This is a genomic window from Natronoarchaeum mannanilyticum (genome assembly GCF_039522665.1).
Lineage (GTDB): Archaea > Halobacteriota > Halobacteria > Halobacteriales > Natronoarchaeaceae > Natronoarchaeum > Natronoarchaeum mannanilyticum.
The window spans coordinates 36,333-59,547 of the sequence record NZ_BAAADV010000008.1; the positions used below are offsets into that span (position 1 = coordinate 36,333).

23 protein-coding genes are annotated in these 23,215 nt (G+C 64.8%); 18 read left to right on the forward strand and 5 right to left on the reverse strand.

The features are described 5' to 3' along the window. Window positions 1-8 precede the first annotated feature (8 nt). The 3 genes from ABDZ81_RS16930 to ABDZ81_RS16940 all read left to right on the forward strand — a co-directional run bounded on the left by ABDZ81_RS16930 (window position 9) and on the right by ABDZ81_RS16940 (window position 3,332). Complete coding sequence (locus ABDZ81_RS16930; RefSeq protein WP_343775451.1) at window positions 9-974, forward strand: ABC transporter ATP-binding protein; 966 nt, start codon at window positions 9-11, stop codon at window positions 972-974. After that, entirely contained in the window at window positions 971-1,861 is an 891-nt protein-coding gene (locus tag ABDZ81_RS16935; protein ID WP_343775454.1) for an ABC transporter permease subunit, read from the forward strand. Before ABDZ81_RS16930 ends, ABDZ81_RS16935 begins: the two co-directional genes overlap by 4 nt. A 349-nt stretch (window positions 1,862-2,210) precedes the next feature. Then, complete coding sequence (locus tag ABDZ81_RS16940; RefSeq protein WP_343775457.1) at window positions 2,211-3,332, forward strand: FAD-dependent oxidoreductase; 1,122 nt, start codon at window positions 2,211-2,213, stop codon at window positions 3,330-3,332. 29 nt (window positions 3,333-3,361) lie between these two features. Here ABDZ81_RS16940 and ABDZ81_RS16945 read toward each other — a convergent pair whose 3' ends face one another. Next, entirely contained in the window at window positions 3,362-4,654 is a 1,293-nt protein-coding gene (locus ABDZ81_RS16945) for an FAD-dependent oxidoreductase (RefSeq protein WP_343775460.1), read from the reverse strand. A gap of 227 nt (window positions 4,655-4,881) precedes the next feature. Continuing rightward, on the reverse strand, window positions 4,882-5,514 hold the full coding sequence (locus ABDZ81_RS16950; protein WP_343775462.1) for a helix-turn-helix domain-containing protein: 633 nt from the start codon (window positions 5,512-5,514) through the stop codon (window positions 4,882-4,884). A 152-nt stretch (window positions 5,515-5,666) separates the two neighbouring features. On the opposite strand from ABDZ81_RS16950, the gene ABDZ81_RS16955 reads away from it, so the two are divergent. Together ABDZ81_RS16955 and ABDZ81_RS16960 are read left to right on the forward strand one after the other, a co-directional pair. Then, window positions 5,667-6,497, forward strand: coding sequence for a helix-turn-helix transcriptional regulator (locus ABDZ81_RS16955; protein WP_343775466.1), 831 nt, complete (start codon window positions 5,667-5,669; stop codon window positions 6,495-6,497). A gap of 122 nt (window positions 6,498-6,619) precedes the next feature. Then, on the forward strand, window positions 6,620-7,258 hold the full coding sequence (locus ABDZ81_RS16960; protein ID WP_343775468.1) for an NAD(P)-dependent oxidoreductase: 639 nt from the start codon (window positions 6,620-6,622) through the stop codon (window positions 7,256-7,258). Window positions 7,259-7,519: 261 nt separating this feature from the next. On the opposite strand, the gene ABDZ81_RS16965 is transcribed toward ABDZ81_RS16960, so the two are convergent. After that, complete coding sequence (locus ABDZ81_RS16965; protein WP_343775471.1) at window positions 7,520-8,005, reverse strand: hypothetical protein; 486 nt, start codon at window positions 8,003-8,005, stop codon at window positions 7,520-7,522. Window positions 8,006-8,112: 107 nt separating this feature from the next. On the opposite strand from ABDZ81_RS16965, the gene ABDZ81_RS16970 reads away from it, so the two are divergent. The 5 genes from ABDZ81_RS16970 (at window position 8,113) to ABDZ81_RS16990 (ending at window position 12,232) form a co-directional block, all read left to right on the forward strand. After that, window positions 8,113-8,586: an ArsR/SmtB family transcription factor gene (locus ABDZ81_RS16970; protein ID WP_343775473.1), complete on the forward strand. Its 474-nt coding sequence runs from the start codon at window positions 8,113-8,115 to the stop codon at window positions 8,584-8,586. Next, entirely contained in the window at window positions 8,586-9,347 is a 762-nt protein-coding gene (locus tag ABDZ81_RS16975) for an ABC transporter ATP-binding protein (RefSeq protein WP_343775476.1), read from the forward strand. Before ABDZ81_RS16970 ends, ABDZ81_RS16975 begins: the two co-directional genes overlap by 1 nt. Beyond that, a complete protein-coding gene (locus ABDZ81_RS16980; RefSeq protein ID WP_343775479.1) occupies window positions 9,340-11,115 on the forward strand; it encodes a hypothetical protein in 1,776 nt (591 codons plus the stop codon). The genes ABDZ81_RS16975 and ABDZ81_RS16980 overlap by 8 nt, the downstream gene beginning before the upstream one ends. A 135-nt stretch (window positions 11,116-11,250) precedes the next feature. After that, entirely contained in the window at window positions 11,251-11,655 is a 405-nt protein-coding gene (locus ABDZ81_RS16985; protein WP_343775481.1) for a hypothetical protein, read from the forward strand. Further along, the gene (locus ABDZ81_RS16990; RefSeq protein ID WP_343775483.1) at window positions 11,612-12,232 is read left to right on the forward strand and encodes an Ig-like domain-containing protein; all 621 of its coding nucleotides are present in this window, start codon (window positions 11,612-11,614) and stop codon (window positions 12,230-12,232) included. The genes ABDZ81_RS16985 and ABDZ81_RS16990 overlap by 44 nt, the downstream gene beginning before the upstream one ends. A gap of 101 nt (window positions 12,233-12,333) precedes the next feature. Here the strand turns inward: ABDZ81_RS16990 and ABDZ81_RS16995 are convergent, their stop codons facing one another. Further along, complete coding sequence (locus tag ABDZ81_RS16995) at window positions 12,334-12,681, reverse strand: hypothetical protein (RefSeq protein ID WP_343775485.1); 348 nt, start codon at window positions 12,679-12,681, stop codon at window positions 12,334-12,336. A 424-nt stretch (window positions 12,682-13,105) separates the two neighbouring features. Here ABDZ81_RS16995 and ABDZ81_RS17000 point away from each other — a divergent pair, with 424 nt between their 5' ends. The 7 genes from ABDZ81_RS17000 to ABDZ81_RS17030 all read left to right on the forward strand — a co-directional run bounded on the left by ABDZ81_RS17000 (window position 13,106) and on the right by ABDZ81_RS17030 (window position 20,240). Then, the gene (locus ABDZ81_RS17000; RefSeq protein WP_343775488.1) at window positions 13,106-13,267 is read left to right on the forward strand and encodes a hypothetical protein; all 162 of its coding nucleotides are present in this window, start codon (window positions 13,106-13,108) and stop codon (window positions 13,265-13,267) included. A 361-nt stretch (window positions 13,268-13,628) separates the two neighbouring features. Then, window positions 13,629-13,982 carry a helix-turn-helix domain-containing protein gene (locus ABDZ81_RS17005; RefSeq protein WP_343775490.1) on the forward strand — a complete coding sequence of 118 codons (354 nt, stop codon included), beginning with the start codon at window positions 13,629-13,631 and terminating at the stop codon, window positions 13,980-13,982. Window positions 13,983-14,104: 122 nt separating this feature from the next. Next, entirely contained in the window at window positions 14,105-15,430 is a 1,326-nt protein-coding gene (locus ABDZ81_RS17010; RefSeq protein ID WP_343775493.1) for a hypothetical protein, read from the forward strand. A 1,288-nt stretch (window positions 15,431-16,718) separates the two neighbouring features. Then, window positions 16,719-18,038: an orc1/cdc6 family replication initiation protein gene (locus tag ABDZ81_RS17015; protein ID WP_343775496.1), complete on the forward strand. Its 1,320-nt coding sequence runs from the start codon at window positions 16,719-16,721 to the stop codon at window positions 18,036-18,038. Between the two features lie 314 nt (window positions 18,039-18,352). Next, window positions 18,353-19,507, forward strand: coding sequence for a cobalamin-independent methionine synthase II family protein (locus ABDZ81_RS17020; RefSeq protein WP_343775498.1), 1,155 nt, complete (start codon window positions 18,353-18,355; stop codon window positions 19,505-19,507). A 50-nt stretch (window positions 19,508-19,557) separates the two neighbouring features. Beyond that, a complete protein-coding gene (locus tag ABDZ81_RS17025; protein ID WP_343775500.1) occupies window positions 19,558-19,803 on the forward strand; it encodes an AbrB/MazE/SpoVT family DNA-binding domain-containing protein in 246 nt (81 codons plus the stop codon). Then, window positions 19,803-20,240: a type II toxin-antitoxin system VapC family toxin gene (locus tag ABDZ81_RS17030; protein WP_343775503.1), complete on the forward strand. Its 438-nt coding sequence runs from the start codon at window positions 19,803-19,805 to the stop codon at window positions 20,238-20,240. Before ABDZ81_RS17025 ends, ABDZ81_RS17030 begins: the two co-directional genes overlap by 1 nt. 104 nt (window positions 20,241-20,344) lie before the next feature. Here ABDZ81_RS17030 and ABDZ81_RS17035 read toward each other — a convergent pair whose 3' ends face one another. Next, the gene (locus ABDZ81_RS17035) at window positions 20,345-21,343 is read right to left on the reverse strand and encodes a zinc-binding dehydrogenase (protein ID WP_343775505.1); all 999 of its coding nucleotides are present in this window, start codon (window positions 21,341-21,343) and stop codon (window positions 20,345-20,347) included. Window positions 21,344-21,510: 167 nt separating this feature from the next. On the opposite strand from ABDZ81_RS17035, the gene ABDZ81_RS17040 reads away from it, so the two are divergent. Next, window positions 21,511-22,998 carry an amidohydrolase family protein gene (locus ABDZ81_RS17040; RefSeq protein WP_343775507.1) on the forward strand — a complete coding sequence of 496 codons (1,488 nt, stop codon included), beginning with the start codon at window positions 21,511-21,513 and terminating at the stop codon, window positions 22,996-22,998. Window positions 22,999-23,215 lie beyond the last annotated feature (217 nt).

Genomic DNA, 23,215 nt, shown 5'->3' on the forward strand with positions numbered 1-23,215 from the left:
AATCGGCGATGACGGTACTCGAAACGGACAACCTGACGAAGCGGTACGGCACCGGCGAGCGGCGCGTGCTCGCGGTCGACGGACTCGACGTGCAGATCGAGTCCGGAGAGGTGTTCGGCTTTCTCGGTCTCAACGGCGCCGGCAAGTCCACGACCATCGACATGCTCCTGGACTACGTCCGGCCCACCGAGGGGACCGCGACGATCCTCGGGCGCGACGTTCACGCGGAGTCCGAGGAACTCCGACGTCATATCGGCGTCCTCCCCGAGGGACTCGATCTGTACGACCGGCTCACCGGGCGCCGCCACCTCGAATTCGCCGTCGACTGGAAGGACGCCGACGACGACGCGGACGCGATCCTCGATCGGATCGGGCTCTCGACCGCGGACGCCGCGCGGACCGTCGGCGGATACTCCAAGGGGATGCAACAGCGACTCGCCCTGGGGATGGTTCTGGTCGGCGATCCGGACCTCCTGCTCCTCGACGAACCGTCGTCGGGGCTGGATCCGCACGGGATCCGCCGGATGCGTAACATCGTCCGGGAGGAGGCCGCCGACGGGACGACGGTCTTCTTTTCCAGTCACATCCTCGGCGAGGTGGAGGCGGTCTGCGACCGCGTCGGGATCCTCTCGGAGGGCCGACTCGTCGCCGTCGACGACGTCGAGAGCCTCCGGGAGACGGTCGGCGCCGGGTCCGAACTCCGGCTCCGCGTCGCGACCGACATCCCCGTCGACGTGAGCGAGATCGACGGCGTCGCGTCCGTCGCCCGGGCCGGACGTGAGCTTCGGGTGACGACCGACGATCCGCGCGCGAAAGCGGCCGTCGTCGCACGGCTCGTGAACCGCGGCGTCGAGGTGCTCGACGTCGATTCGGACGAGCCATCGCTGGAGGACGTGTTCACCGCCTACACGACGGGGCAAGAGCGGGACGGCGGCGAGGACGACGCCCCCGAGGCGCGGGAGGTGGTCGCATGACGGCAACCTGGGCCAGCCTCGCTCGCAAGGACTTCGCGGACGCCGCGCGCTCGAAGATGCTCTGGGGGTTCATCGCCGTGTTCGTCGCGTTCCTGGCGATGTCGCTCCCCGTCGCCGAGCAGCTGTTTCCCGAAACCGTGACCGTCACGCCCGCCAAGGCGCTGTCGGGCGTCGCGATGCTGGCGCAGCTGTTCGTCCCGGGCATCGCGCTGGTGGCCGGCTACATGGCCGTCGTCGGCGAGCGCCGGTCGGGGAGCCTGCGCGTCCTGCTGAGCTACCCGTTCTCCCGGCGCGACGTCGTCGTCGGGAAACTCGTCGGTCGACTCAGCGTCACCGCGACGGCGCTCACCGTCGGCTACGCCGTCGGCAGCGTGCTCGTCGTCGCGCTGTACGGCGTCCCCGACGTCTCGGCGTTCGCCGGATTCGTGGGCGCCGGCGTGCTGGTCGGGCTAACCTTCACTGGCCTGGCCGTCGGCGGCTCGGCCGCCGCGGCGTCGCGCGGGCAGGCGATGACGCTGACCGTCGGATCGTTCGTGGCGATGGTGTTCTTCTGGAAGCCCGTCGCCGCGGGACTGTACTACGCGGTCACCGGCTCCCTGCCGGGGCTCCGCGCCGATCGGTGGTACGTCCTGCTGAAGCGGCTCAACCCGCTGGAGGCGTTCCGCGTCCTCGCGAGCGCCGTGCTCGACGAGGAGGTGAGCGCAGTCCCCGAGTTCCCCGTCGAGGACGTGCCGGCGACCCCCGAGCGGCTCGAGCTCGCGAACCGGCTGGCCGGCGACGTCCCGTTCTACCTCCAGGAGTGGTTCTCGATCGTCGTGTTGCTCGCGTGGGGCGTGTTCCCGGTCGTGCTGGGGTACCGGCGGTTCGAGCGCTCGGATCTCGGGTGAGAAGGTACGTCACGTCCTGCCCTCGGGGAGCGTCGTCACGGTCGGGTCGTGTCCGGGCCGGTCGTTCGACGAACGGACGGTCCATCTCTGCGGCCGCGGTCGGTAGTTCGCGACGGAACGGCGATACGACGAAGCGGCGATACGGCGAAGCGGCGATACGAGCGAGTACGCGTGGGGAGGGTGCAACCCACCGACGACGATTTACGAAGACAAACCCGCTTTTTACCGTCTGTGGTAGAAAGTAAACGGTGAACGATGGTAGCGAACAGCTGGCGGTTCGACTCGTCGCGGGACAGCCAGTACAGCCGTCGCTACGAGACGCTCACGGGGACCCGCTAGACATTCATCCATGACGCGTTCCGCAACCCTCGACGTGCTGATCGTCGGCGGGGGTATCGCCGGCCTCGGGCTCGCCGGGTATCTGGCCCGACAGGGGTGCGAGCCCACTGTGGTCGAGCAGGCGACCGAGTGGCGATCGAGCGGGTACGGCATCGGGCTCTGGTCGGACGGGCTCGCCGTGCTGGACGAGCTCGACTGTCTCGGGGCGGTCCGGCAGCGAGCGGCCGACCCGAACCGAATCGAGATCCGCGCGACCGGGGGCGAACGCCTCAGGCAAACGACGATCCCGCCCGACCGGACGCTACTGCTCGCCGTCCATCGCGCCGACCTCCACGCGGCGCTTCGAACGGCGGTTCCGGCGGACTGGATTCGGATGGGAACGACGCCCGCACGTATCAGAGAGCGACGCGGCGGGGTCGACGTCACCTTCGACGACGGGCGGACCGAGACGTTCGATCTCGTCGTCGGCGCGGACGGGATCCACTCGACCGTTCGCGAGCAGTGTTTCACCGAGTGGACCCTCAGGGATCTCGACACCTACGTCTGGTCGCTGTGGGTCGAGGAGGACGTCGATGTCGGGGGAGACATGGTCAGCGTCTGGGGGCCGGGCAGCGAGGGCTTCGTCGCTCGTGTCGGCGACCGCGTCGGCGTCAACCTCGCCGCCCGTCTCGAGAGCGCGCCGGAGCCGCCGGCACTCGACGAGTTGCGGACGCTGGCCGACGCCGTCGACTGGCAGCGCCCGGCGCTCCTGGAGGAGACTGACGAGGAGCCGTTCTTCGACCGCGTGCGCGAGGTCACCTGCGAGCGGTGGCGGACCGACCGGGTCGCGCTCGTCGGCGACGCCGCCCACGCGCTCCACCCGATCGCCGGGATGGGAGCGTCGCTCGCCCTGCAGGACGCTCGGGTCCTCGCCCAGGAACTCGCGACGACGCGGCCCGAGCGCGTCTCGACGGCGCTCGACCGCTTCGAAGCGCGGCGCAGGAAGCCCGTCGAACGGGAGAAGCGGAAAGCGCGCGTCGAAGCCGCAGTCACGTTCGTGGAGTCCGAACCGCTGCGTCGGCTCCGGAACGGCGTCGTCGAACACACGCCGATACTCGACCTGTTCGTCCGACAGCAAGCGATCAGCGGCTGAATGCCGCTCGTCGGGGTTCCAGGCGGCAGTTACTCGCACGATTCCGGCGCCGCGGCGAAGTACGACCGCGCTACCGATGGCGGGTCGTCGCCGAACAACATGTGCCGGACGGTATCTCGCATGATCGGCTCGCCCAGCGTGAACAGCGCCCGGAACAGGAGTCGAAACGCTGTCGGCGGGAGTGCGTCGCTGTTGCGTGCGATCCACCCGATACCGCCGCCCATCCGTCGCTGCAGGCGGACGGTCGCTTCGACCTGTGGGCGGCGCGTGCGCTCGAACCCGCGAAGCGCGCCTTCGGAGAGGGGAGTGCCCTCGTCGCGCTCTGCGAGAGCGTCCGCCAGAATTGGATGGAGTGCGACCGCGTCTTTGAGGGCCATGAGGTTCCCCTGGCCGCCGAACGGCGAGGCGACGTGGGCCGCGTCACCGATCAGGACGAGGCCGTCCCGCGTCCAGTTCTCGGTGATCCCCGGGGCGATCCGCAGGAGCGAGCACTGCTCGAAGCCGGTGAAGTGAGTCTCGATCGTCTCCCGGTACCCGGGAGCGATCGCCGCGAGTCGGGCCGCGAACGCGTCGGGCCCCTGCGCCCGGATGTCGGGGTACGTTCCCGCCTCGATGGGGAGTCCGAGCTGGACCTCGCCGCCCGGGAGTCCGAAGTTGGCGAGGACGCCGTGTTCGTTGATGTAGACGTCCACTGGCTCCGCGGCGGTCGAATCGGGGAGCTTGACCCAGACGAGTTCCACGTCGGACTCGAAGCGGTTCGCACCGAGTCCCAGCTCGTCGCGGACCGTCGAGTATCGGCCGTCGGCGGCCACGACGACGTCCGCGCGGACGTCGAGCCCCCGGGTAGTCGCCCGATCCGTGGCCCGGACGCCGACGATCCGGTCCCGCTCGGTCAGAAGCCCGGTGACGGGCGTCCCGTCGCGGTACTCGAAGGTGGCGTAGTGCTCGGCCTCGTCGATGAGCAGTCGCAGGAGAGGCGGCTGTTCCATGAACACCACGTGGTCGTAGATATCGGAGTACGTCGAGAGATCGGCGATCGCGTAGCGCTTCCCGAACGCGTGGACGTGAGGCCGCCGGATCCGCACGGGATCGAGCGCGTACACCTTCTCGAGCAGGTCCATCCGGTCGAAGTACTGCAGAGCGAGCGGTTGAAACCCGAACCCGCGGAACTCGCGCGAGAGGTCGGTGTGGCGCTCCGCGAGCACGACGTCGACGCCGCTCCGCGCGAGGAGGTACGCGAGGGCGGTACCCGCGATTCCCGCCCCGACGATCGCGACGTCCGTCGAAACTGAGGTTTCCGCCGACGCTGGCGAGGCACCCATTTTCATCTCACCGGGGAAGCCGTACGTTCGTAGTCTACAGTTGGAGGGAGGGCATGATGAAAGTGGGTCCCGGTGCCGGCGAGACGCGCGTTCGTCGTCGGGTGGCATGGTGTGAGCCTCCGAGCGCATCGGCGGCCTCGTCGCCCGAGTCGGTTGCTCCGAGCAGACCAGGTCCGTTTTTGCGGAGTTCGCGGCGCTATCGGGAGGGTCGGCACCGACTACGTCGGTCACTCGCCCGGAACAAGCACGTCGTCCACGAGGTTGCGCTCGGCGCGCTGGAGGTGTTCCGACACCGTCGAAGGCTCGAGATTGAGTTCCTCGGCGAGGTCCTCGGTCGAAGTCCGGCGGGGAACGTCGTAGTACCCGAGGGAGTGGGCAGTCCGGAGCACCTCGCGCTGGCGATCGGTCAGGCGGTCCATCGTCGACGTCGGTCCGCGGAGCTCCGACAGCCGTTCGAGATCGACGTTCACGCCGGCTCCGAGCATCCGCTCGATGCTCCGGCCGATCTCGTCGTGCGAACCGACGAGCGTGAGGTCGAAGCCCCGCTCGCGGACAGCCGAGATCTCGTAGGCGGTGCTGTGTTCGTCCAGCGGACAGGCTTCGTCGCAGGGCGACGCCCGAGCCTTCCAGAGGTACGTGGCTCCGGACTGCGACTCGTCGACCGCTTCCCACCATTCGATCGCGTCCAGTCGCTCCAGTTCCGCGGCGGGGATCGGCTCCGCGACGCGGACCTGGTGGACGCCCTCGGAGTCGAGCTCTGCGACGTCTTGCAGGCCGGCGGCTCTGAGCACGTCGACGACGGCGTCGAGTTCGAGGGACGCCAGGTCCCAGTCGTGCAGGCGGACGATGGCTTCGCGCATGGCACCGTACTGCTGTAATGTAGCCGTTGCCGGTGCTTGTAGGCACGCATCAGAACGGTTACGGGAGTCAGAAACGGTTCCGGAAACCGGATCTGTTTCGGTTCCCGAAACGCCTTAGACGAGGGGGATTGCTACCACTAGCCACAGTCCGGATGGAACGTGACGACGACCTACTGGAACTCGCCGTGACCCGCAAGGACGCGTTAGCGGCGCTATCGGAGGGGTCGAGGCGACGCCGCGCGCTGCAGGAGGAACTCGACGTGTCGAAAACGACCTGTCACCGGATCCTCCGGTCGTTCGACGAACGGGGACTGATCCGGCGAACCGAGGCGGGCTACGAACTGACGCTGTTCGGCCGCATCGTCGCGGAGCAGACGGCCACGTTCGAGGAACGCGTGGCGAGAGCGGCACGGATGCGGCGGCTGCTCGAACTGTTCGATGCGTCCGACGAAACGGTTGCGAACGGCGGGGGCGAGACGGTCGCGTTCGACGTCTTCGCCGACGTCGAGTGGACGGTCGCGGGGGACCAGTCGTTCTCCATCGACAGGGGGATCGAACGAGTCGAGGGCGTCGACGTGCTCAGGGTCCTCGACTGGACGCCCGTCCCCGACCTCTATCACGAGAAGATCCTCCGCACCCTCGCGGACAACGCGGCGCGAGTCGAATCAATCTACCCGAAATCGGAGGTGAAAGACCGCCTTGAGCGGTTCCCGGAACTCCACGACGAGCTCCTGGAGCGAGGGGCGCGGCCCCGGTACTGGGTGTACGATGACGTGCCGGCGTGGGGGATGTCGATCTACGACGACGCGCTCGTCGAGTTGCGCGCGTACGACCGCCAGTCCGGGGCGTACGTCCTCGACGCGACCGCCGACGACCCGGACGCCGTCGACTGGGCGCTCGACGTCTTCGCCGAGTATCGCGCCCGCTCCGTCGCGCTCACGGAGATCGATGAGCTTCCCGACTGGGGCGACTACTCGTGGTGAAACAGGTGAGCGTCCGGGGAACGGGGGAAACAGGACATCTCAACGAAAGCAAGGAAGTATAGGGGCAAGACCGACAGTCGTCCAAAGGTATTGGAAGGACCGGACGGAACGGTAGCGATACGATGGATGTACTTCTCCTGGGTGCGAGCGGTCGTATCGGTCGCCGCGTCGCGGACGAACTGCTCGATCGGGGCCACGGCGTCACCGGCGTCTCGCGGAGCGGCGAGATCGAGGGCGTCGACGATCCGGAGCTCGTTTCGGTCGCGGGCGACGCGACCGATCCCGACGACGTCGCACGGCTCGCCGCGGGCCACGACGCGGTGGCATCGACGCTCGGCCCGGGCGACGACGAGTCCCCGGACGTGCTCGTCGAGATGATGGAAGCCGTCATCGAGGGATTGGGCCGCGCGTCGGTCGACCGCCTCGTGTGGACCGGCGGAGCCGGCGGCCTGCACGTCGGCCCGGACACCCGCCTGGTCGACACCGACGACTTCCCCGAGGAGTGGGAGTCTCTCGCCCGCGCGGCCATCGACGCCTACGACGTCCTCGAGGCGGCCGACGACCTCGACTGGACGTACCTCGCGCCCGCCGCAATGATCGAACCCGGCGAGCGCACCGGCGAGTACCGGACCGCCGAGGGCGAGCTCGTCGCCGACGAGGAGGGCGACAGCTACATCTCGATGGAGGACTTCGCCGTCGCCCTCGTCGACGAACTCGAGGAGGGGAACGCCGTTCATACCTACCTCGGGACCGGGTACTGACGCTGTCGCCGTCGACCTACGCCGACCCCGAAACGGGCGATGGGTTCGGTTTCGTCACCGATCACGACCCGAAAATCGCTGTATCACTAGATCGATGCGGAGGCCGGCGACGAGTTCCACCGGGAGTACCGACAGCAGGAACGCGGAGAATTCGGGGTCCCCATCCGGAAAACCGAGTCGACCGGCAGCGAACCAGCACGAAGCGAGAGTCCCGATCCCTCATTTTGACCTCGCCGGCGACCGTGGACATCCTCCCCCGACTCAAGGATGTAGCGGAAGTCGGCCTCGGCCGTTGTGCCGCATGAACTCGCGATTTCGCTGTACCCAACTCAGCAGTCGGTCCCGTAGCAACTCACCGTCGGCCGTTTTCGGATCGGGGCCGCCGAGCGTTGCGATGATCGTGAGCACCAGCCCGCCAACCGATCCGAGCAGGACGGTTACGGCGGTCAGCACCGACACCGAAACGACCAGTTCCGAGAGCCGTGCGAACCGCGATTTGTCGTCGGCGTCGGTCGTCGATCCGGCGCCGACGCCGTGTCGACCGACGACGGCCAGAAACGAACCGCCGACGACGAGCGCCGTCGCCGCCGCTCCGCCGTACGTGATCGCGCGCGACGTCGTCCAGTTTCCGAGAGCGACGTAAACGCCGACGATCTCGACCAAAATCACGCCGAGTCCGACGACGATCGTCGCCCAGCCGAGCCGCGTTGGCCCCGTCACCCCTCGTCGCTGCGTTGACGAACTCATGTGCTCTGATAGAGCGCGTGCGGTGATCAAGTTCCCGTAGGCCGAAAACGGGTTTTTGGCCATCCAAGAGATTTTGTTGATCGGATTACAACTTCCGGTAAGAACCCATGGCCCGGATACTTCCGACGAACAGCGAGGCGACAGTCGACCGAGGCGGCGATCCGCAGTTGATCTGCCTCGACGACGATCGGGCCGACGAGATCCTCGCCGCGGTCCAGTCGGACACCGCCCGGTCCGTCGTTCGTGCCCTGACCGAGAAGCCGATGACGCCGACGGAGATCGCGGAGTCCCTCGAGATGTCCGTGGAGAACGCCACCTACCACCTCGACAACCTCGAGGAAGCCGGGCTCGTCGCGGTCGTCGATACCGTCTACTCCGAGAAGGGCCGCGAGATGGCGGTGTACGGTCCGGCCGAGGAGCCGCTGGTGTTGTTCTTCGGCTCGCGGGAGAACGACCAGGGGCTGCGTGCCGCCTTTGCGGAGTTCGTTCCCGCGATCGGCCCCGTCGCGGCGCTGATCGCGATCAAGGAAGTACTGGGTCGGTCTCTCGATCTCGGCGATCTGGCTGGGGACCTCTTCTGATGACGGCGATCGAGACCACGGCGTTGAGCAAGCGCTACGACGAGACGCTCGCCGTCGACGACCTCGAGCTGTCGATCCCAGAGGGCGTCGTCTACGGCTTTCTCGGGCCGAACGGCGCGGGCAAGACGACGACGATGCGGATGCTGACCGGACTCGCTCGACCGTCCGACGGGAGCGGGTCCGTGGCCGGCGTCTCGATCACGGACCGGGACAGCCTTCGGCCGCACATCGGCTACCTGCCCGAAGAACCGCCGCTGTACGAGCAGGCGACCGCCTACGAGCAGCTGGACTACATCGCCGGGCTGCGCGACCTGCCCGAGGAACCGACGCGAGCGCGTATCGACGACCTCCTCGATGCGCTCGATCTCCGCGACGACGCCGCGACGCGGATCGCGGACTACTCCAAAGGGATGCGCCAGAAAACGGCCTACATCCAGGCCGTGCTCCACGAACCCGACGTCGTGTTCCTCGACGAGCCCACGGCCGGACTTGATCCGCGGGCCGCTCGCACGATTCGGGAGATGATCACCGACCTCGCCGACGCCGGGACGACCGTCTTCCTCTCGACGCACATCCTCCCCGTCGTCGAGGCGGTCGCCGACACGGTCGGCATCCTCTACGACGGGCAACTCGTCGCCGAGGACGCTCCCGACGCGCTGACCCGGCGCGCCGCGACCGGCGAGACGCAGACTCTCGAGGACGTGTTCCTCGAGTTGACCGGGACCGATCACGCCGACGACGCGGAGGCGAGGGATGGCTGAACGGGGCTGGCCGCGGCACGCGCTCGACATCGGCGTCTTCGAGTTTCGTCGGTCGGTCCGCGCGCTCTGGGCGGACAAGGCGCGGTTCGCGTTCACCGTCCTCGGCGTCCTGCTCCCCTCGCTCACGACGAGCGCCCTCGTCGTCGTATTCGCGGAGTCGATCAGCGGCGTCCAGACGCTTCCCGCGCCGGCCTATGTCCGCGGGACGGTCGCGCTGTTCTGGCTGTTCGCCGTGTTCCTGATCGGCCAGCGCGTCGTGTCGGCGCGCACGCGGATCGAGGCCGAGTCGCTGATGCTGACGACCGTGTCGGCGCGAACGGTCGCGGCGGGGCTGATCGTCGCGGAGATCCTTCGCGTCCTCGCCTACGTCGGAGCGCCGGTACTCGTGCTGACTGGCATCTGCGTCTTCCTCCTCGACTCGCTGGCCGGGCTCGTACTCGTCCCGGCAGCGGCAGTGCTCTTCACGGCGACCGTCGTCGTCGCAGGATCGGCGGCCGGGTACGCGGTAGCCTGGCTCGTCGCGACGTCGCGGTTCGTCGCCCGACACAAGATGGTGATCGGCTCCGTCGCCTCGTTCGCCGGGATGGGGTTCTACTTTCTGTTTTTCTTCCCGCAGATCGAGTGGGCGAGCCAGGCGGCGCTCGCGTGGCTGCCCGTCGGGTGGTTCGTCGATCTCGCGATCGTCGGGACCGGGCTCGCAGAATCGCCACTCCGGGCGGTGGGCGTACTCGTCGCGAGCGCGGGGCACCTCGTCGGCGGCGGCGCCGTCGTCGAGCGCGAAACCGTGGCGCTGTGGTTCACCGAACCGGTGAGCGTCGAGCCGTCGGCTGCGGATCGCGAGGCTGGGCCTGCGGGGAGCGGGGACTCGTCGCGGCTGTCGCGGGGGAGTTCCCTCTCGGCCGCCGTGAGGCCCCTGACCGTCCCGAACGTCGTTTCGGCGCCGGTCCGAGCAGTCGCGGAGTGGGCGCTCCTCCGAACGCGGCGCGATCCCAATCGTCTGATGTTCGTGATGATCCCGGTGTTCGCCATCGGCAGTCCGCTCGTCAGTACGAGCGTCCGATCCGGGTCGATCGGCGCGCTGGCCGCGCCGCTCGGGGCGGTTGGGTTGCCCTGGCTCGCCGGCTCCCTGTTCGCGATGAATCCGCTGGGCGACGAGGGTGTGGTGCTTCCGGTGACACTCACGGCAGTCTCGGGGGAACAGTACGTTCGGGGCCTCACGGTGCCGGGACTGGTGTTCGGGCTCCCGATCGTCCTCGTCGTGACCGGAATCGCAGGGCTCGCCTCGCCCTACTCGCCCGTCGAACAGGGCGGCCTGCTCGCTCTCGGCGGCTACCTCACGGTCGTGTCAGTCGTGATCGCGCCGGCGATCGGGATGGCGCTCCCACGGTTCAGCGCGATCAGCGTCGGCCAGAGTCGGGACGTGATCCCGCCGCGGATGAGCGCCGTCGGCGTCCACGCCGCACTGACGGTGGGACCCGGCGCGTTGCTTGCTATCCTCGTTGTTTCCCCGGCGGTCGCGCGAGCGATCCTCGCCGGCGTGTTCGGGTTCGTCCCGGCGATCCTGCTCGAACTGCTTGCGGCGTCGAACGGCGGGCTCCTCGCAGGGGCCGACGAGCCGTTTCGCGGCATCGGACGGGCGATTCAGGCAATCGGACTCGAGCAGTTGCAGATCGGCGGGGCAGCGGCGCTGCTGATCGGCGGCGTCCTCGTCTCGTCGTTGCTCTACCGGCGCGCAGTACGACGGTTCGACCGATACACTCCACCCTGACCGCTTTCCGCGGCCGAGTCCGCTCCGTGATCTGTGAAAACGGATGATATATGCAGATGGGAACAAGTATCAACGGCAAAGAGAGTAAAACACTGTTCAGGCATGACCCCACCCTCCGTGTACGAACATTTCCAGGTGACCGACCTCGACCACCCGGACGGCGTCTATCGTGTCGTCGGCACTGACGACGGGACGGTGACGTTGCTCCGAGTCGCGGACGCCGACGGGCAACGCGTGAACAGCGGCGAAATCGTGACGGTTCGCTCCGATGAGCTCGCCGAGTGCCCGGAAGCCAAGAACCCGGACGGAAACCGGCCGCTCGGGGAGAAAGTCACGTCGAACCTGATGATGACGTTCTGGTCGCTTCGGGCCTTCGCACAGCAGCTCGTCGTCCATCCGATACCGTCTGTTCTGGCGGTCGCGCTCGTAGCCATCGGCGTGGTTGGTGAGGAGTTCGTACAGCTTCCGAGCGCTGCGCAGAGCGCGTTGATTCTCGGTGGGAGTCTCGGCCTCGCCTACATCGGGAGTGGCCGTCTGTAGCGATCGCCGCTCGGTTGGAATCGAGTCGACAGCGGTCGCGACGATGAACGGTATAGCTGTTAAGCGAGACGCACGGTTCCACCGACTGGAACTCGGCTCGGGCCACTTTTTGACGTCGGCAACACATACGAGTATGGCACGCGCCTCACCAAGCGACCGATCCGAAGATGCAAACGAAGACCGTCTCACAGCAACCGTCTCCCGCCGGTCGATCGGCCGCGCCGTCGCCGCGATGGGACTGCCGCTCACCGCCGGTTGTTCGGCCATCACGGGAGCTCTCGGCGGCGACCCGGGCGAGGTGACCGTATTCAACGACACCGACTCCTCGGTGACAGCAACGGTTACGGTCACGAATATCGGCGCAGAGGACGAGGTTCTCGCAGACACGGCCGACATCGACGCAGCGGCGGCAGCCAAGTACGACGACGTGTTCGAGTCGGCGACGCGGTATCGGTTCGCGGTCGAAACGACGAGCGGACTGTCGGATAGCTACGAGTGGGAACTCCCCTCAACCGACCACTACCTCTACATCACGATCTCAGGAGACTCGATCGAGTTCGAGGAGAACGAACCGTAGCGCGATACACAGTCGTCACGGGCAGTCGATCGCCGATCGGAGCGTTCGACCACCGATCGACCATCATTCTGATAGAAGAACCAAACACCCGCTACCGGTGTTCACTCTCGACCGAACGGCATCCGCAGCCCGTAGAGAATACACAAGAGACCGATGATGCGACTCGTCTCACCGGCAAGAGAAAACGCCGTATCGACCGTCGCCTCCATCCCTGGGGCAAACTGTCCGACCACTCCGAGAACGCCGAAGCCGGCGAGAAGCAGTACCGGCGTCCAGAACGCGAGCAGGAATCCCACGGCGATGAACAGCATCGGCAAACTCCGATTTTGCCGGTAGCCCCTGAACGCGAGATAGCCGACCGCGAGCCCGAGAACCGAGGCGACGACGGAGAGAGCGAACCCGACCGGTTCGCCGGTGTGAACGCCGAGTTGTGCGAGTAACTGTACCATATCTCCTCACCGACGTGCGTTAGCAGGGTGGTGTGTACTCGGAACCCGGCGAACGTGAGGCGGAACCGTTTGCGGGGTGGGCAGTCCGGTCCCGAATAGATGCCACTGTAGTAGCGTCGTAGGAGACGTACTCGTGGTTGAGAACCGTCGACGGGCCGGGAGTTGCACGGTGCCTGTACGATCATCGCTGGTCCGTTCGCAGTGTCGCAGCACGCTGCCAGTAGTGGATCTCCGGAACATGGATAGTACCTTCGTCGGACGACTGTTACGGTTCCTCCGTCAGGCGAGTGGTGCTCGTCCGATCGTCGTTCACGCTTTGTATAGCATACCAGTGCGCGTGCCAAGGTCAATACGTCGGCACAGTTCCAAGTGTTGGAACTGCGGTCACCTTCTTATGTCCCTTGCGCGTGTAGACCGAGATACAATGGTGGCCATCAACGAAACGACCATCGGACTGACGTTCGCGGTCCTCGGCGTCGTGTTCTCGATCGTGTGGCTAGCGCTCGGCCTCTACGGGATTAATTCCCTCCGGGATATCAAGGAGGCGCTGAACGAGGACGAATCGGCCGATAGCCAGGAGCTGTAGCGCACCGCCGGCTGTTTTTGCGTGAACCGGACGCGTCGTTTCTTTCGGCAAAAGAGCGCCAGACGGCCTCCGCTGTCAGAGACCGTCTGCGCGTGCAAGCTTTGCAGTTCTAACTCGCCGAGACGTCAGCGACAGCTTCTGCCGTCTACATCCAATCCCGCAACACCGCCAATCGCGGGCGCAACTAGTTCCCTATCAGAGCACGGACGAGCAACGCCCAATCCCGCCAGCAGCGGGGAGATCGGTGATTCCGGCCAACCATCACCAGCATATCTGATACAATATGTATACGAAGAAATTAGTGAGCGGTCGGTTACGAGTGTAGTACCGGGAACGACGAGCCGTACAACCAGGTACGCCAATGGGTAGCGACGACGAGGAGATACGGTCTATCGCAGCACTGCTCGCGGACGAATGCGCCCAGCGTATCCTCATCGAGACGACCACGGAACCGATGTCCGCCGACGACCTGAGCGAGGTCTGCGAGGTGTCGCCCCAGACCGTGTACCGCCGACTCGACGATCTCGTCGAGCGCGACCTGCTCGAAGAGAATCTCCAGCCCGATTCCGAAGGGCACCACTACAAAGTGTACAGCGCGACGCTCGACAAGATCGTGATCGACGTCACGCCGGACGGGCTCGAACTGAGCCTCTCACGGCGGGACCAGATGGCCGACCGGTTCACGCGATTCGTCGACGAAGTGCGCGATCGGTGACGGACCCGAGTTCCGTCTGGGCTGGGAGAGCGGACTCTCATCTATCAGCACGTACTCATTTCATCTCGCGATTAATTGGGTCGATTATATGTTCCGGGAGGTCAAGTCTGCCGATACGGACGATGAATCGCCGCAACCTGCTGCTCTCTACCGGCGGCCTCGCGGGCGTCCTCGGACTCGGGGGGTATCATCAACGCCGACGGATCAAGCGCTGGTCCGAGAAGGAGGGACTGAACGCGACCCGCGCGATGGACCACCCGACTGCGGAACTGACGACGAACCTCACCGTCACCGAATCACACCTGGAAACCGCCCTCGCTGATCTCGATCGCGTCGTCGAAAACGCCCGGGATGCGGCGTCGGAGACCGAGTTCACAGAATATCAGGAACACGTGATCGAGCGGGCCGAGTCGTGGCTCGAAAACGCCGAAGCCACGCTCGAGGAGGCGAAATCGAAACGCTCCGAGTTCGCGCAACTGAACGCAGAGGAACGGTTGGACCTGCTCGAAGAGCTTCGCGGCGAGCTCACAGGAGCGGGACGGATGCTGGGACTGGCGAAGCTCGCGCACGACGAGGTGACGGTTGAAGGAATCGAGACGGAACTGGATGCACTCGACGACGAGTACAGGACCGCCGGCGAGGAGGTAGAGTACTACGCCTCCGACGTCACGCGGGCGATCGTCGCGTACGGGGAGCTGGACGACGTACTAGAAGGAGTGCAGGGGAGCATCAGCACGGGACGGGGGTACATTCCCGAGCGGCCACGGCACTCGTACGGGAGAGCGCTCTACGCGCGCCACCGCCTCGGTGACGTGCGCCGATTTATCGAGGAACTGCGACGCGACGCCGAGGATGGAGCGACCCCAGAGGCGATGGACGGGACCCTCGACGATCGGTATCGGACGCTCCGCGAACGAACGGAAGCGGTACTCGACGAGACCGACTTCGAATACGATGACGACGTGTCGACGCACGCGACGGAAATTTGGACGGAGTGGATAGTGGGGCCCCAATCTGACGGGGCTGACGAGTACGACGACGGACGGCTCGCACTCGCGACGCGGATGGCCGCAGAACGGACCGCCGCCGCGTTGTCCCTCGAAGCGTTCGAGGACATTCCGGAAGTCAGCCATCCGGACGATCCGGCGGTCGGCGAACTCGACACGACGGCTGCGGACGTACGCGCGGCCAAACGGCGAGCGGTCGACGAGTTGACCGGGCGACTCGACGAGGTCGGCGATGACCCGCTCGGTCGATACCTGTGCGTCCAACTGGTCGACGATCTGGAGTGGGAGGACCGCCGAATCGGACAAACGCTCGACGACGTCAACCGAGACAGCGCGAAGGAGTGGACGTTGGCGCTCGAAACGCTTCGGCGCGGGTATCTGGAAATTGCGGAAATCGCAGCGGTCATACCTGACGTCCTTGCGATCGTCGAGAGGCGGTAGGAGTGTTCTCATCGAGGTAGTGATGGATGGGTGGTGCGTCGGTCGTTGCGAGATCTCCGAGAACGCGATCGTCGAACGCGAGCACGAGCAGCGCGCCGGCCGGGATGATCGACGGCGCGGAGGACGTCCGGAGGTTCGCCGACTTCGCAATGTCTGAATATCCTTTTCTAGGGATCCTTGGGAGGAGGCCAAGTGAGTCCGCCAACACCCACACCCCTCTATCGATTTGTTTCGGGGGATAAGTAGGGGCCACCCCGTTCGCCGAGTGCCTGTCGTCGTATAGAGAGCTGGAGATAGTGGTGGGTATCTCTATCGATTCGGTATCCATTGTTGATCGTTTGTTCTCTTCTTCGATCGCTTTCCGAGCAGCGACTCGGTCGACGGGAGTATTGACACCGATTATCTCTCCTTCCAGAACTTTCTCGGATCGGCCCTAACACCCACACACCTCTATCGATTTGTTCGCGGGAAAAAGAGAGGGAGTTGATTGACGCAGAAGTAGACGAGTCGTTGAACGACGACAGGTTGGATGAAGAACATCGGTCGTTTCTCGTCGGTAGCATGCTCAAAGCTGTAGTCTTAGTGGTTTAAGTACTAGAGAGGCACCAAAATCGCAGTACGGCATATGGATTCAACAAATCGATAACGGGGTGTGTCCATCTAGTTACTATACTAGCTATAGCTAGTTCTAGAAGAGAAAGATGGATGGAAATCGGTAGTGCGCCACGAATACTGCCATAGTATGTACTGCAAACACGAGATCGGTATATCGGGAGTAAACCCCCGCCCCCCACGTGATCCGCCAGAACAAATCGATAGAGGGGTGTGGGTGTTGGTTCTCGACGACGTGTCCGCCGATCACTCCGCCATCGAACAATCGTTCACAGCAGCGGGGTTCTACCTGCCTGAGGTCATTAGACCCGACTACGGCTGGTCTTTCTCGCACCTCTATCGGTTTGTTCTCCGAGTGGCCTTCCTTGTCAGGGCGGCTCGTTCACTTCCTAGCGAGTCTTCTGGATAGCATCGCCCAGATGGCTCTCACCCCCTCCCCACCACCAGCCGAAACAAATCGATAGAGGTGTGTGGGTGTGCCTCCAGCCAGCAGTCGATGCCGACGATCCAAACAGAACCAGCCTAGAAGGCCTCGTCAGCGCTCGGCAAGAGCATATCGTCGACGGTTATCTACTCTTGTACCTGTACTGTGAAAAATGCAAGATCTGTAGCTTCTGGCGGCGGAATACAAATCGATGGGGGAACCTTTTTGGTGGGCGAATGAGTTTGGACGCGTATGTCCGGTCCCGGTGGTGACGAGCGAACGGAGGGGAGTTCGATCAGAGAGCTCCTTCTCGAACAGGAGGACACGGCGAGTCTCATCCGGGACCGAACGCTCCTCGATCCGAACGAGGTCGTTGACGAGGACCGTATCGTCGGTCGCGACGCCCAGCTGGAGTCGATCACGCAGTATCTCAGCGTCGTGATCCAGCAGGAGCGTCCGCCGAACCTGCTTCTCTACGGCCCATCGGGAACGGGAAAGTCGCTGATCATCAACGCCGTTTGCCAGAACATCGACGAGCTCTGCGAGAGTCGGGACATCCAGTTTGGCGTCGTCGAGATGAACTGCCAGAACGTCGGGACGCTCGGCTCGGCGGTGTACGAACTTGCGCGCCGCGTCGCCGACGACGCCGGCACCGAGGTACAGGTGCCGGAGCACGGCATCCCGACGAAAAAGAAGTGGCGCGAACTGTATCGGCTGATCAACGAGCACTACGACACGATCGTGTTCGTGCTCGACGAGCTCGACATGCTGGTCGGACGTCGCGACAAGGACGAACCCGCCTTCTCTCGACTACTCTACCAGCTCTCGCGCGCCGGCAGCACCAACGAGGTCACCGCGAACGTGTCGGTCACGGCGATCACGAACGACACGAAGATGATGGAAGACGTCGGCAGTCGCGCCCTGAGTTCGTTCACGCCGGAAGACGTCCACTTCGACGATTACGATGCGAACCAGCTCCGGGAGATTCTCCGGCACCGGGAGGACGCGTTCTACGAGGATGCGCTCTCGAATGACGTCATCCCGCTCGCGGCGGCCTTCGCCGCCCAAACACACGGCGACGCCCGTAAGGCGATCGACCTGATGCGAACGGCCGGCTCGATCGCGGAACGCGCCGGCGCCGAGGAGGTCGAAGAAGCACACGTTCGGCGAGCCCAGGACAAGGTCGAGAAGAACCGGGTTCTCGAAGTCACTCGCGGAATCAGCACCCAGAAGAAACTCTGCCTGTTCGCCACGGCCGCCGTCGCGCAGGAAACCGGCGACGGCGCCGCGAAGAGCCCACACGGCTACACGATCTACCAGTACCTCACCGATACGCTGGACGCCGACCAGTACCACCAGGAGACGTACGTCAACAAGATGAAGGAACTGACGACGTACTCGCTGGTCGAGTGCGAGCGCAAGAGTCAGGGCCCTCACTCCGGGAGTTACCTGGAGTTCACGTTCGGCGAAGACCCCGGGACGATCATCGAGACGCTCCGCGAGGACTCCCGGATCAGTGACATCGACGCCGGCGACCTCCGGACGGTCGTGAACGCGCAACTCCGTGCGTGATCTCCCGGACGCCCTGCGGGCTCGGGATTGATCTCCGCCACTCGATATCGCACGAAACAAATCGATAGAGGTGTGTCTCCGTCCGGATGGTGCACCGACACTCCGATTCAGATCCGGTTTCGAACAAATCGATAATGGTGTGTCCCTCAAGGCGAACAGGAAAAACAAATCGATAGAGGTGCGCCTATGCACCGATATCGATGGATGTCCGAAGAGAGGAGTCTTCTACCGATAACCGGCGGGCGGTAATCTGTCTCGATTGCAAGTACCACTGGTTATATTGCATCCGCACTCTATTACTCACACGAGTATCCATGACCGCGAACGACGATCGCATTCGCACGACGCACATCGGCAGCCTCCCCCGCCCGCCGGAACTGCTCGACCTCCTCGAGAAGCGCCAGAACGGCGAGGACGTCGACGCCGACGAGTGGGACGCGACCGTCGCGGACGCCACGCGCGCCGTCGTCGAACGCCAGGCCGAGGCCGGGCTCGATGCCGTCAACAACGGCGAGCAGTCTCGCGTCTCGTTCAACTGGTACGTCGCGGACCGGCTCAGCGGCATCGAGGGCAAGCGCGAACAGGAGCTCTGGGCCGACCTCCAGGAGTTCCCCGACTACGCCGAGGAGTCGTTCAAGACGGACGTCATCGATCTCTCGATGCAGCCCGTCGTCACCGGGCCCGTCGAGTACACCGGCCACGACGAGGCCGAGGCCGAGCTCGCGGAGTTCCGCGACGCGCTCGCGGCCGTCGACGCCGATTTCGAGGACACGTTCGTGACCGCGGCGTCGCCCAGCGTCGTCACCGCCACGCACGTCGACGAGTACTACGACGACTACGAGGAGTTCCTCTTCGCCGTCGCGGACGCGATGGCCGAGGAGTACGAACTCGTCGCCGACACCGGGATGACCCTCCAGATCGACGCTCCCGAACTCCTCACCGTCGGTCACACGGCGGCGTACGCGGACGAACCAATCGAGGAGGTCAAGGCGGCGACGCGTCTCCACGTCGAGGCGCTCAACGAGGCGCTGTCGAACGTCCCGGCAGATCAGGTTCGGCTCCACACTTGCTGGGGGAGCTACGAGGGCCCTCACCACCTCGACACGGACCTGGCCGAGATGCTCCCCGAGATTTACGAGGCTGACATCACCGGACTCAGCGTCGAGCAGGCGAACCCGCGGCATCAACACGAGTACCGGGCGTTCGCCGAGCACCCGGTGCCCGACGGCTGGACGCTGATCCCGGGCGTCGTCGACGTGAAGACGAACGTCATCGACCACCCCGAGACCATCGCGGACCGCTTGGAGCGGGTCGCCGACGCGGTCGACGAGTCGACGCCGCTGGTCGCCGCGCCGGACTGCGGCTTCGGCACGCAGGCCGGCATCGGGATGGTCGATCCCGAGATCGCGTGGGCGAAACTAGAGGCGCTCGTCGAGGGCGCCGAAATCGCGACCGAGCGCATCTACTGACGCACACATGTAGAGTAACATGTATAGCGTACGAGGTCGTATGCGCGTGTATGGCTGCAGAAGAGGGCCCCGAGGAAACGAAAGTCAGCGACCGTGGAATGGTCACCATCCCAGCGGCACTCCGGCGACGGCTCGATATCGAAGCGGGCGATAAACTCCGCTGGCAAACTGATGACGAGGGCGATCTCTCCGTCGAAATCGTCCATCAACGCGAGGGCGTTTTTGACGATTTTGAACCGGTAGACGCTGGTGAAACTGATGCAGTCGAGGCCGAAAGCGAGTTCGGGCGAGAGTAATGGCAGTCGCACTTCTCGATACGAACGTCATCTTTGCCAGTGCGAGTGCCCGAGATACGTATCACGATCGCTCAACGGCGATCATTCGAGATATCGATCACGGAGAACTCCCGGAAGCTCTTATCACGAATTATGCACTCGCCGAAACACTCAACCTTACCAGAGAGAAACTCGGTCCCGACGCTGCGAACGGCCTCCTTGACCGCCTTCTTGAGGGATCACACTTCGAAGTTGTACACGCTCCAAAGGCGGATTTCAACGCCGCCCAAGCGCTGTTCCGCCAGTATGATGAGCTTTCATTTGTCGATGCGACTATTGTAGCGTACATGGAACGTGAAGATATCGGGTATCTGTACTCCTTCGACACCGATTTTGACGCTATCAATGGTCTAACTCGACTAGATACTGCAGACAACCCGTTCGATAGTGATGCCTGATTCACCGTTCTTTTCGTTCCAACTGTCCAAACCGAAGGACTACGCCGACGGAAGTTGGGATCCGTCACCTGTGAGCACGATAAACGCGCCGACGTCGCCGACGCTTACTCGTTGACGAGCAGGATCTTCCCGCGGAAGTCGCCCGCTTCGCCGAGTCGGTGTGCGTCCGCGACGTCTTCGAAGGCGAACCGCTCGTCGATGTGTGGTTCGACGACGCCGTCGTCGACGAGCGACGCGATGTCCGAGAGTTCCTCGCCGATGCGCGCCTGTCGATCCCCGAGCAGCACCGGCAGGATGACGAGCACGACGCCGAGTTCGAGCGAGTTGGCGTGCAGCGCCGAGACGTCCTGGGTCGAACTCGACTCCGTCGTGACGACCGCGCCGAACGGCCGGACCGCCTCGAACGCCGTCTGGATGTGGTCGTCGCCGACCGGGTCGAACACCACGTCGAAGCCGTCGCCGTCGGCGTACTCTTCGACGTACGTCTCGACGTCGGTCGTGGTGTAGTCGACGGTGTGGTCCGCGCCGAGCTCTTCGGCGAAGTTGCGCTTCTCCTCGGTCGATCCCGTCGCCGTCACGTCCGCGCCGAACCATCTGCCCAGTTGGACGCCGATGTGGCCGACGCCGCCGCTGGCGCCGTAGACGAGCAGGTCGTCGTCGATGCCGACCGTCGCCTTGTCTGTGAGCAGTTCCCACGCGGTGAGCGCGACGACTGGGAGCGCCGCGGCGTCCTCGAGCGGAATCGACTCCGGCGCGCGAGCGAACGTGCCGGCGTGCCCGACGACGTAGTCGGCGAGCGCGCCCTGTCGGCCCGCGCCGCCGGGCATCCCGTACACTTCGTCGCCCGGTTCGAACCGTTCGACGTCCTCGCCGACGGCGTCGACGACGCCGGAGACGTCACAGTGGAGCGTCGCGGGGAACTCGGGCGCGAAGTCGGGGATTTCGCCCTGGCGGATCTTGTAGTCGACGGGATTGAGGCTGGAGGCGGCAACGTCGACCCGGATCTCGTCGGCAGCCGGCTCGGGGACCTCGCGGGTCGTTCGTTCGAAGACGTCGGGGTCGCCGTACGATTCGATCACGTACGCGGTCATCTCCATGGTCATGTTGTAGTCGTGGGTCGCGAGAGGGGAATAGCCACCGGTGGTGACGCACCGAGCGGGAGCGAACGGGAGATCGATCCGGTGACCCTGGAGATCCTCTGGAACAACTCCTTGTTGATGCCTATATAATAACTTATTTTATCATCTTCGGATCGTATGCGAATTGAGTGATGACACGTCACCGGCCGGACCTGCTACTCCACGAAGCGCACGTACTGACGGTCGATTCGGAGAACCGCCTCTTCGAACGCGGAACTGTCGTCGTCGATGACGGACGCATCGTCGAGGTTCGGAGTACGGATCCCGAGGACGGACGCGGCTCAGCGGAGCAAACGATAGACTGCAGCGGCAAACTCGTCATGCCCGGGCTCGTCAATGCTCACACTCACCTCGAGCTTACGCCGCTACTCGGGGCTTTCAGCGATCTCGGGTTCTGGCAGCTGTGGGCCACGGCAGCGGCTATCTACTCGGACCTCCAGACGGGATCGTTCGAGTACCTCGCAAGAGCGGGCTACGAACTTGCCGCGTTAAACTTCCTCCGGAGCGGCGTCACCACGATCAATTCGATCGATGCGGTGCCGAGCCTCGGTGTCGACGTTCTCGGCGACGCCGGCCTCCGTGCATCTCTCGGTTCCGCTATCTCTGACATGTTTTGGGATACGCCCACGGACGAGCAGTTCGCCCGCGCTCGCTCGTTCATCGACGACTACCACGGAGCCTACGGCGGTCGGATCCACGCGACCATCTGTCCGCACGTCGACTGGGCGTGTACGCGTTCCCTGTGGGAACGCGCTGCTGGACTCGCTGACGAGCACCCCAACCTCCTCGTACACACGCACCTCCTCGAACTCGACCAGAGCAATACGATGGCCCGGGCAAACGGCGCCTCCGACTCCCTCGGGCTGCTCGAGGAGATCGGACTCCTCGACGACCGTCTCCTCGCCGGCCATTTCAGGGCCGCCACCGCACAAGACGTCCAGCGAGCGGCGCAAGCCGGCGTCTCCGTCGCGCACTGTCCGTCGACGCTCATTTACTGGAACCACGACGCGGACGCCCAGTGGACACCGGTGCCGGCGCTACGCGAGGCCGACGTCCCCGTCGGCATCGGCCTCGACGATCACTACTGGCACGACTCGTACGATCTATTCAGGGAAGCGCGCCAGACCCGCCTCGCGGCGAATCTCGAGTACTCGTGGGGACAGTTCGCGTCGATGGAGCTAGTTCGGATGCTCACGATCGACGCGGCGAGAGCGATGGGACGCTCCGAGGAGATCGGGAGTATCGAGTCCGGGAAGAAGGCGGATCTTATCGTCGTAGACACGACGGATCCCAAGTTTGTACCCACGACGAACCTCCCGGCACAGGTGGTGAACAATGCGACCGCAGCGGACGTCGAGACGGTCATCGTCGACGGCTCCGTCGTCGTTCGAGACGGCGTGGTGGAGACGATGGATCGGGACGGCGTACTCGAGCGGACGACGAACGCCGTCGCTCGATTTCAGGAGGACTCCGGGTGGTCGCTCGATCTCGACGGTGGGACCCCACCGAGCACACTCCGGACGATCGAGAGCGTCCCGAAGCGAGGGCCGGCGAAGCTGTTCCGGCGCCTGTTCTCACAATCCGCCAAGGAGACACTGCTGAACGACGTCGATCGTTGAGCTACCCGCGGCTTTCGCCGTGAGAAACTCGCTTGGGTGTCACCGTGACGTCGGCTGCGGTTAGTGCCGTCGGGTGTTCGTTTCCGCTCGACGTCGAGAGCCGGCCACTCACCCCGAATGGCCCGTAAGCACTCCCGGCTGTCGTGTCGGCATCGGCGAACGCGGCTCGAGTAGCAATTTGCGCAATCCGATCGCTGAGGCCCGACAGCATCACGGG

Bases quoted from the DNA above. Each gene is read 5' to 3' on its own strand.
- ABDZ81_RS16930 (WP_343775451.1), top strand. From the start codon at position 9: ATGACGGTACTCGAAACGGACAACCTGACGAAGCGGTACGGCACCGGC.
- ABDZ81_RS16935 (WP_343775454.1), top strand. From the start codon at position 971: ATGACGGCAACCTGGGCCAGCCTCGCTCGCAAGGACTTCGCGGACGCC.
- ABDZ81_RS16940 (WP_343775457.1), top strand. From the start codon at position 2,211: ATGACGCGTTCCGCAACCCTCGACGTGCTGATCGTCGGCGGGGGTATC.
- ABDZ81_RS16945 (WP_343775460.1), bottom strand. From the start codon at position 4,654: ATGGGTGCCTCGCCAGCGTCGGCGGAAACCTCAGTTTCGACGGACGTC.
- ABDZ81_RS16950 (WP_343775462.1), bottom strand. From the start codon at position 5,514: ATGCGCGAAGCCATCGTCCGCCTGCACGACTGGGACCTGGCGTCCCTC.
- ABDZ81_RS16955 (WP_343775466.1), top strand. From the start codon at position 5,667: ATGGAACGTGACGACGACCTACTGGAACTCGCCGTGACCCGCAAGGAC.
- ABDZ81_RS16960 (WP_343775468.1), top strand. From the start codon at position 6,620: ATGGATGTACTTCTCCTGGGTGCGAGCGGTCGTATCGGTCGCCGCGTC.
- ABDZ81_RS16965 (WP_343775471.1), bottom strand. From the start codon at position 8,005: ATGAGTTCGTCAACGCAGCGACGAGGGGTGACGGGGCCAACGCGGCTC.
- ABDZ81_RS16970 (WP_343775473.1), top strand. From the start codon at position 8,113: ATGGCCCGGATACTTCCGACGAACAGCGAGGCGACAGTCGACCGAGGC.
- ABDZ81_RS16975 (WP_343775476.1), top strand. From the start codon at position 8,586: ATGACGGCGATCGAGACCACGGCGTTGAGCAAGCGCTACGACGAGACG.
- ABDZ81_RS16980 (WP_343775479.1), top strand. From the start codon at position 9,340: ATGGCTGAACGGGGCTGGCCGCGGCACGCGCTCGACATCGGCGTCTTC.
- ABDZ81_RS16995 (WP_343775485.1), bottom strand. From the start codon at position 12,681: ATGGTACAGTTACTCGCACAACTCGGCGTTCACACCGGCGAACCGGTC.
- ABDZ81_RS17000 (WP_343775488.1), top strand. From the start codon at position 13,106: ATGGTGGCCATCAACGAAACGACCATCGGACTGACGTTCGCGGTCCTC.
- ABDZ81_RS17005 (WP_343775490.1), top strand. From the start codon at position 13,629: ATGGGTAGCGACGACGAGGAGATACGGTCTATCGCAGCACTGCTCGCG.
- ABDZ81_RS17010 (WP_343775493.1), top strand. From the start codon at position 14,105: ATGAATCGCCGCAACCTGCTGCTCTCTACCGGCGGCCTCGCGGGCGTC.
- ABDZ81_RS17015 (WP_343775496.1), top strand. From the start codon at position 16,719: ATGTCCGGTCCCGGTGGTGACGAGCGAACGGAGGGGAGTTCGATCAGA.
- ABDZ81_RS17020 (WP_343775498.1), top strand. From the start codon at position 18,353: ATGACCGCGAACGACGATCGCATTCGCACGACGCACATCGGCAGCCTC.
- ABDZ81_RS17025 (WP_343775500.1), top strand. From the start codon at position 19,558: ATGGCTGCAGAAGAGGGCCCCGAGGAAACGAAAGTCAGCGACCGTGGA.
- ABDZ81_RS17030 (WP_343775503.1), top strand. From the start codon at position 19,803: ATGGCAGTCGCACTTCTCGATACGAACGTCATCTTTGCCAGTGCGAGT.
- ABDZ81_RS17035 (WP_343775505.1), bottom strand. From the start codon at position 21,343: ATGACCATGGAGATGACCGCGTACGTGATCGAATCGTACGGCGACCCC.
- ABDZ81_RS17040 (WP_343775507.1), top strand. From the start codon at position 21,511: ATGACACGTCACCGGCCGGACCTGCTACTCCACGAAGCGCACGTACTG.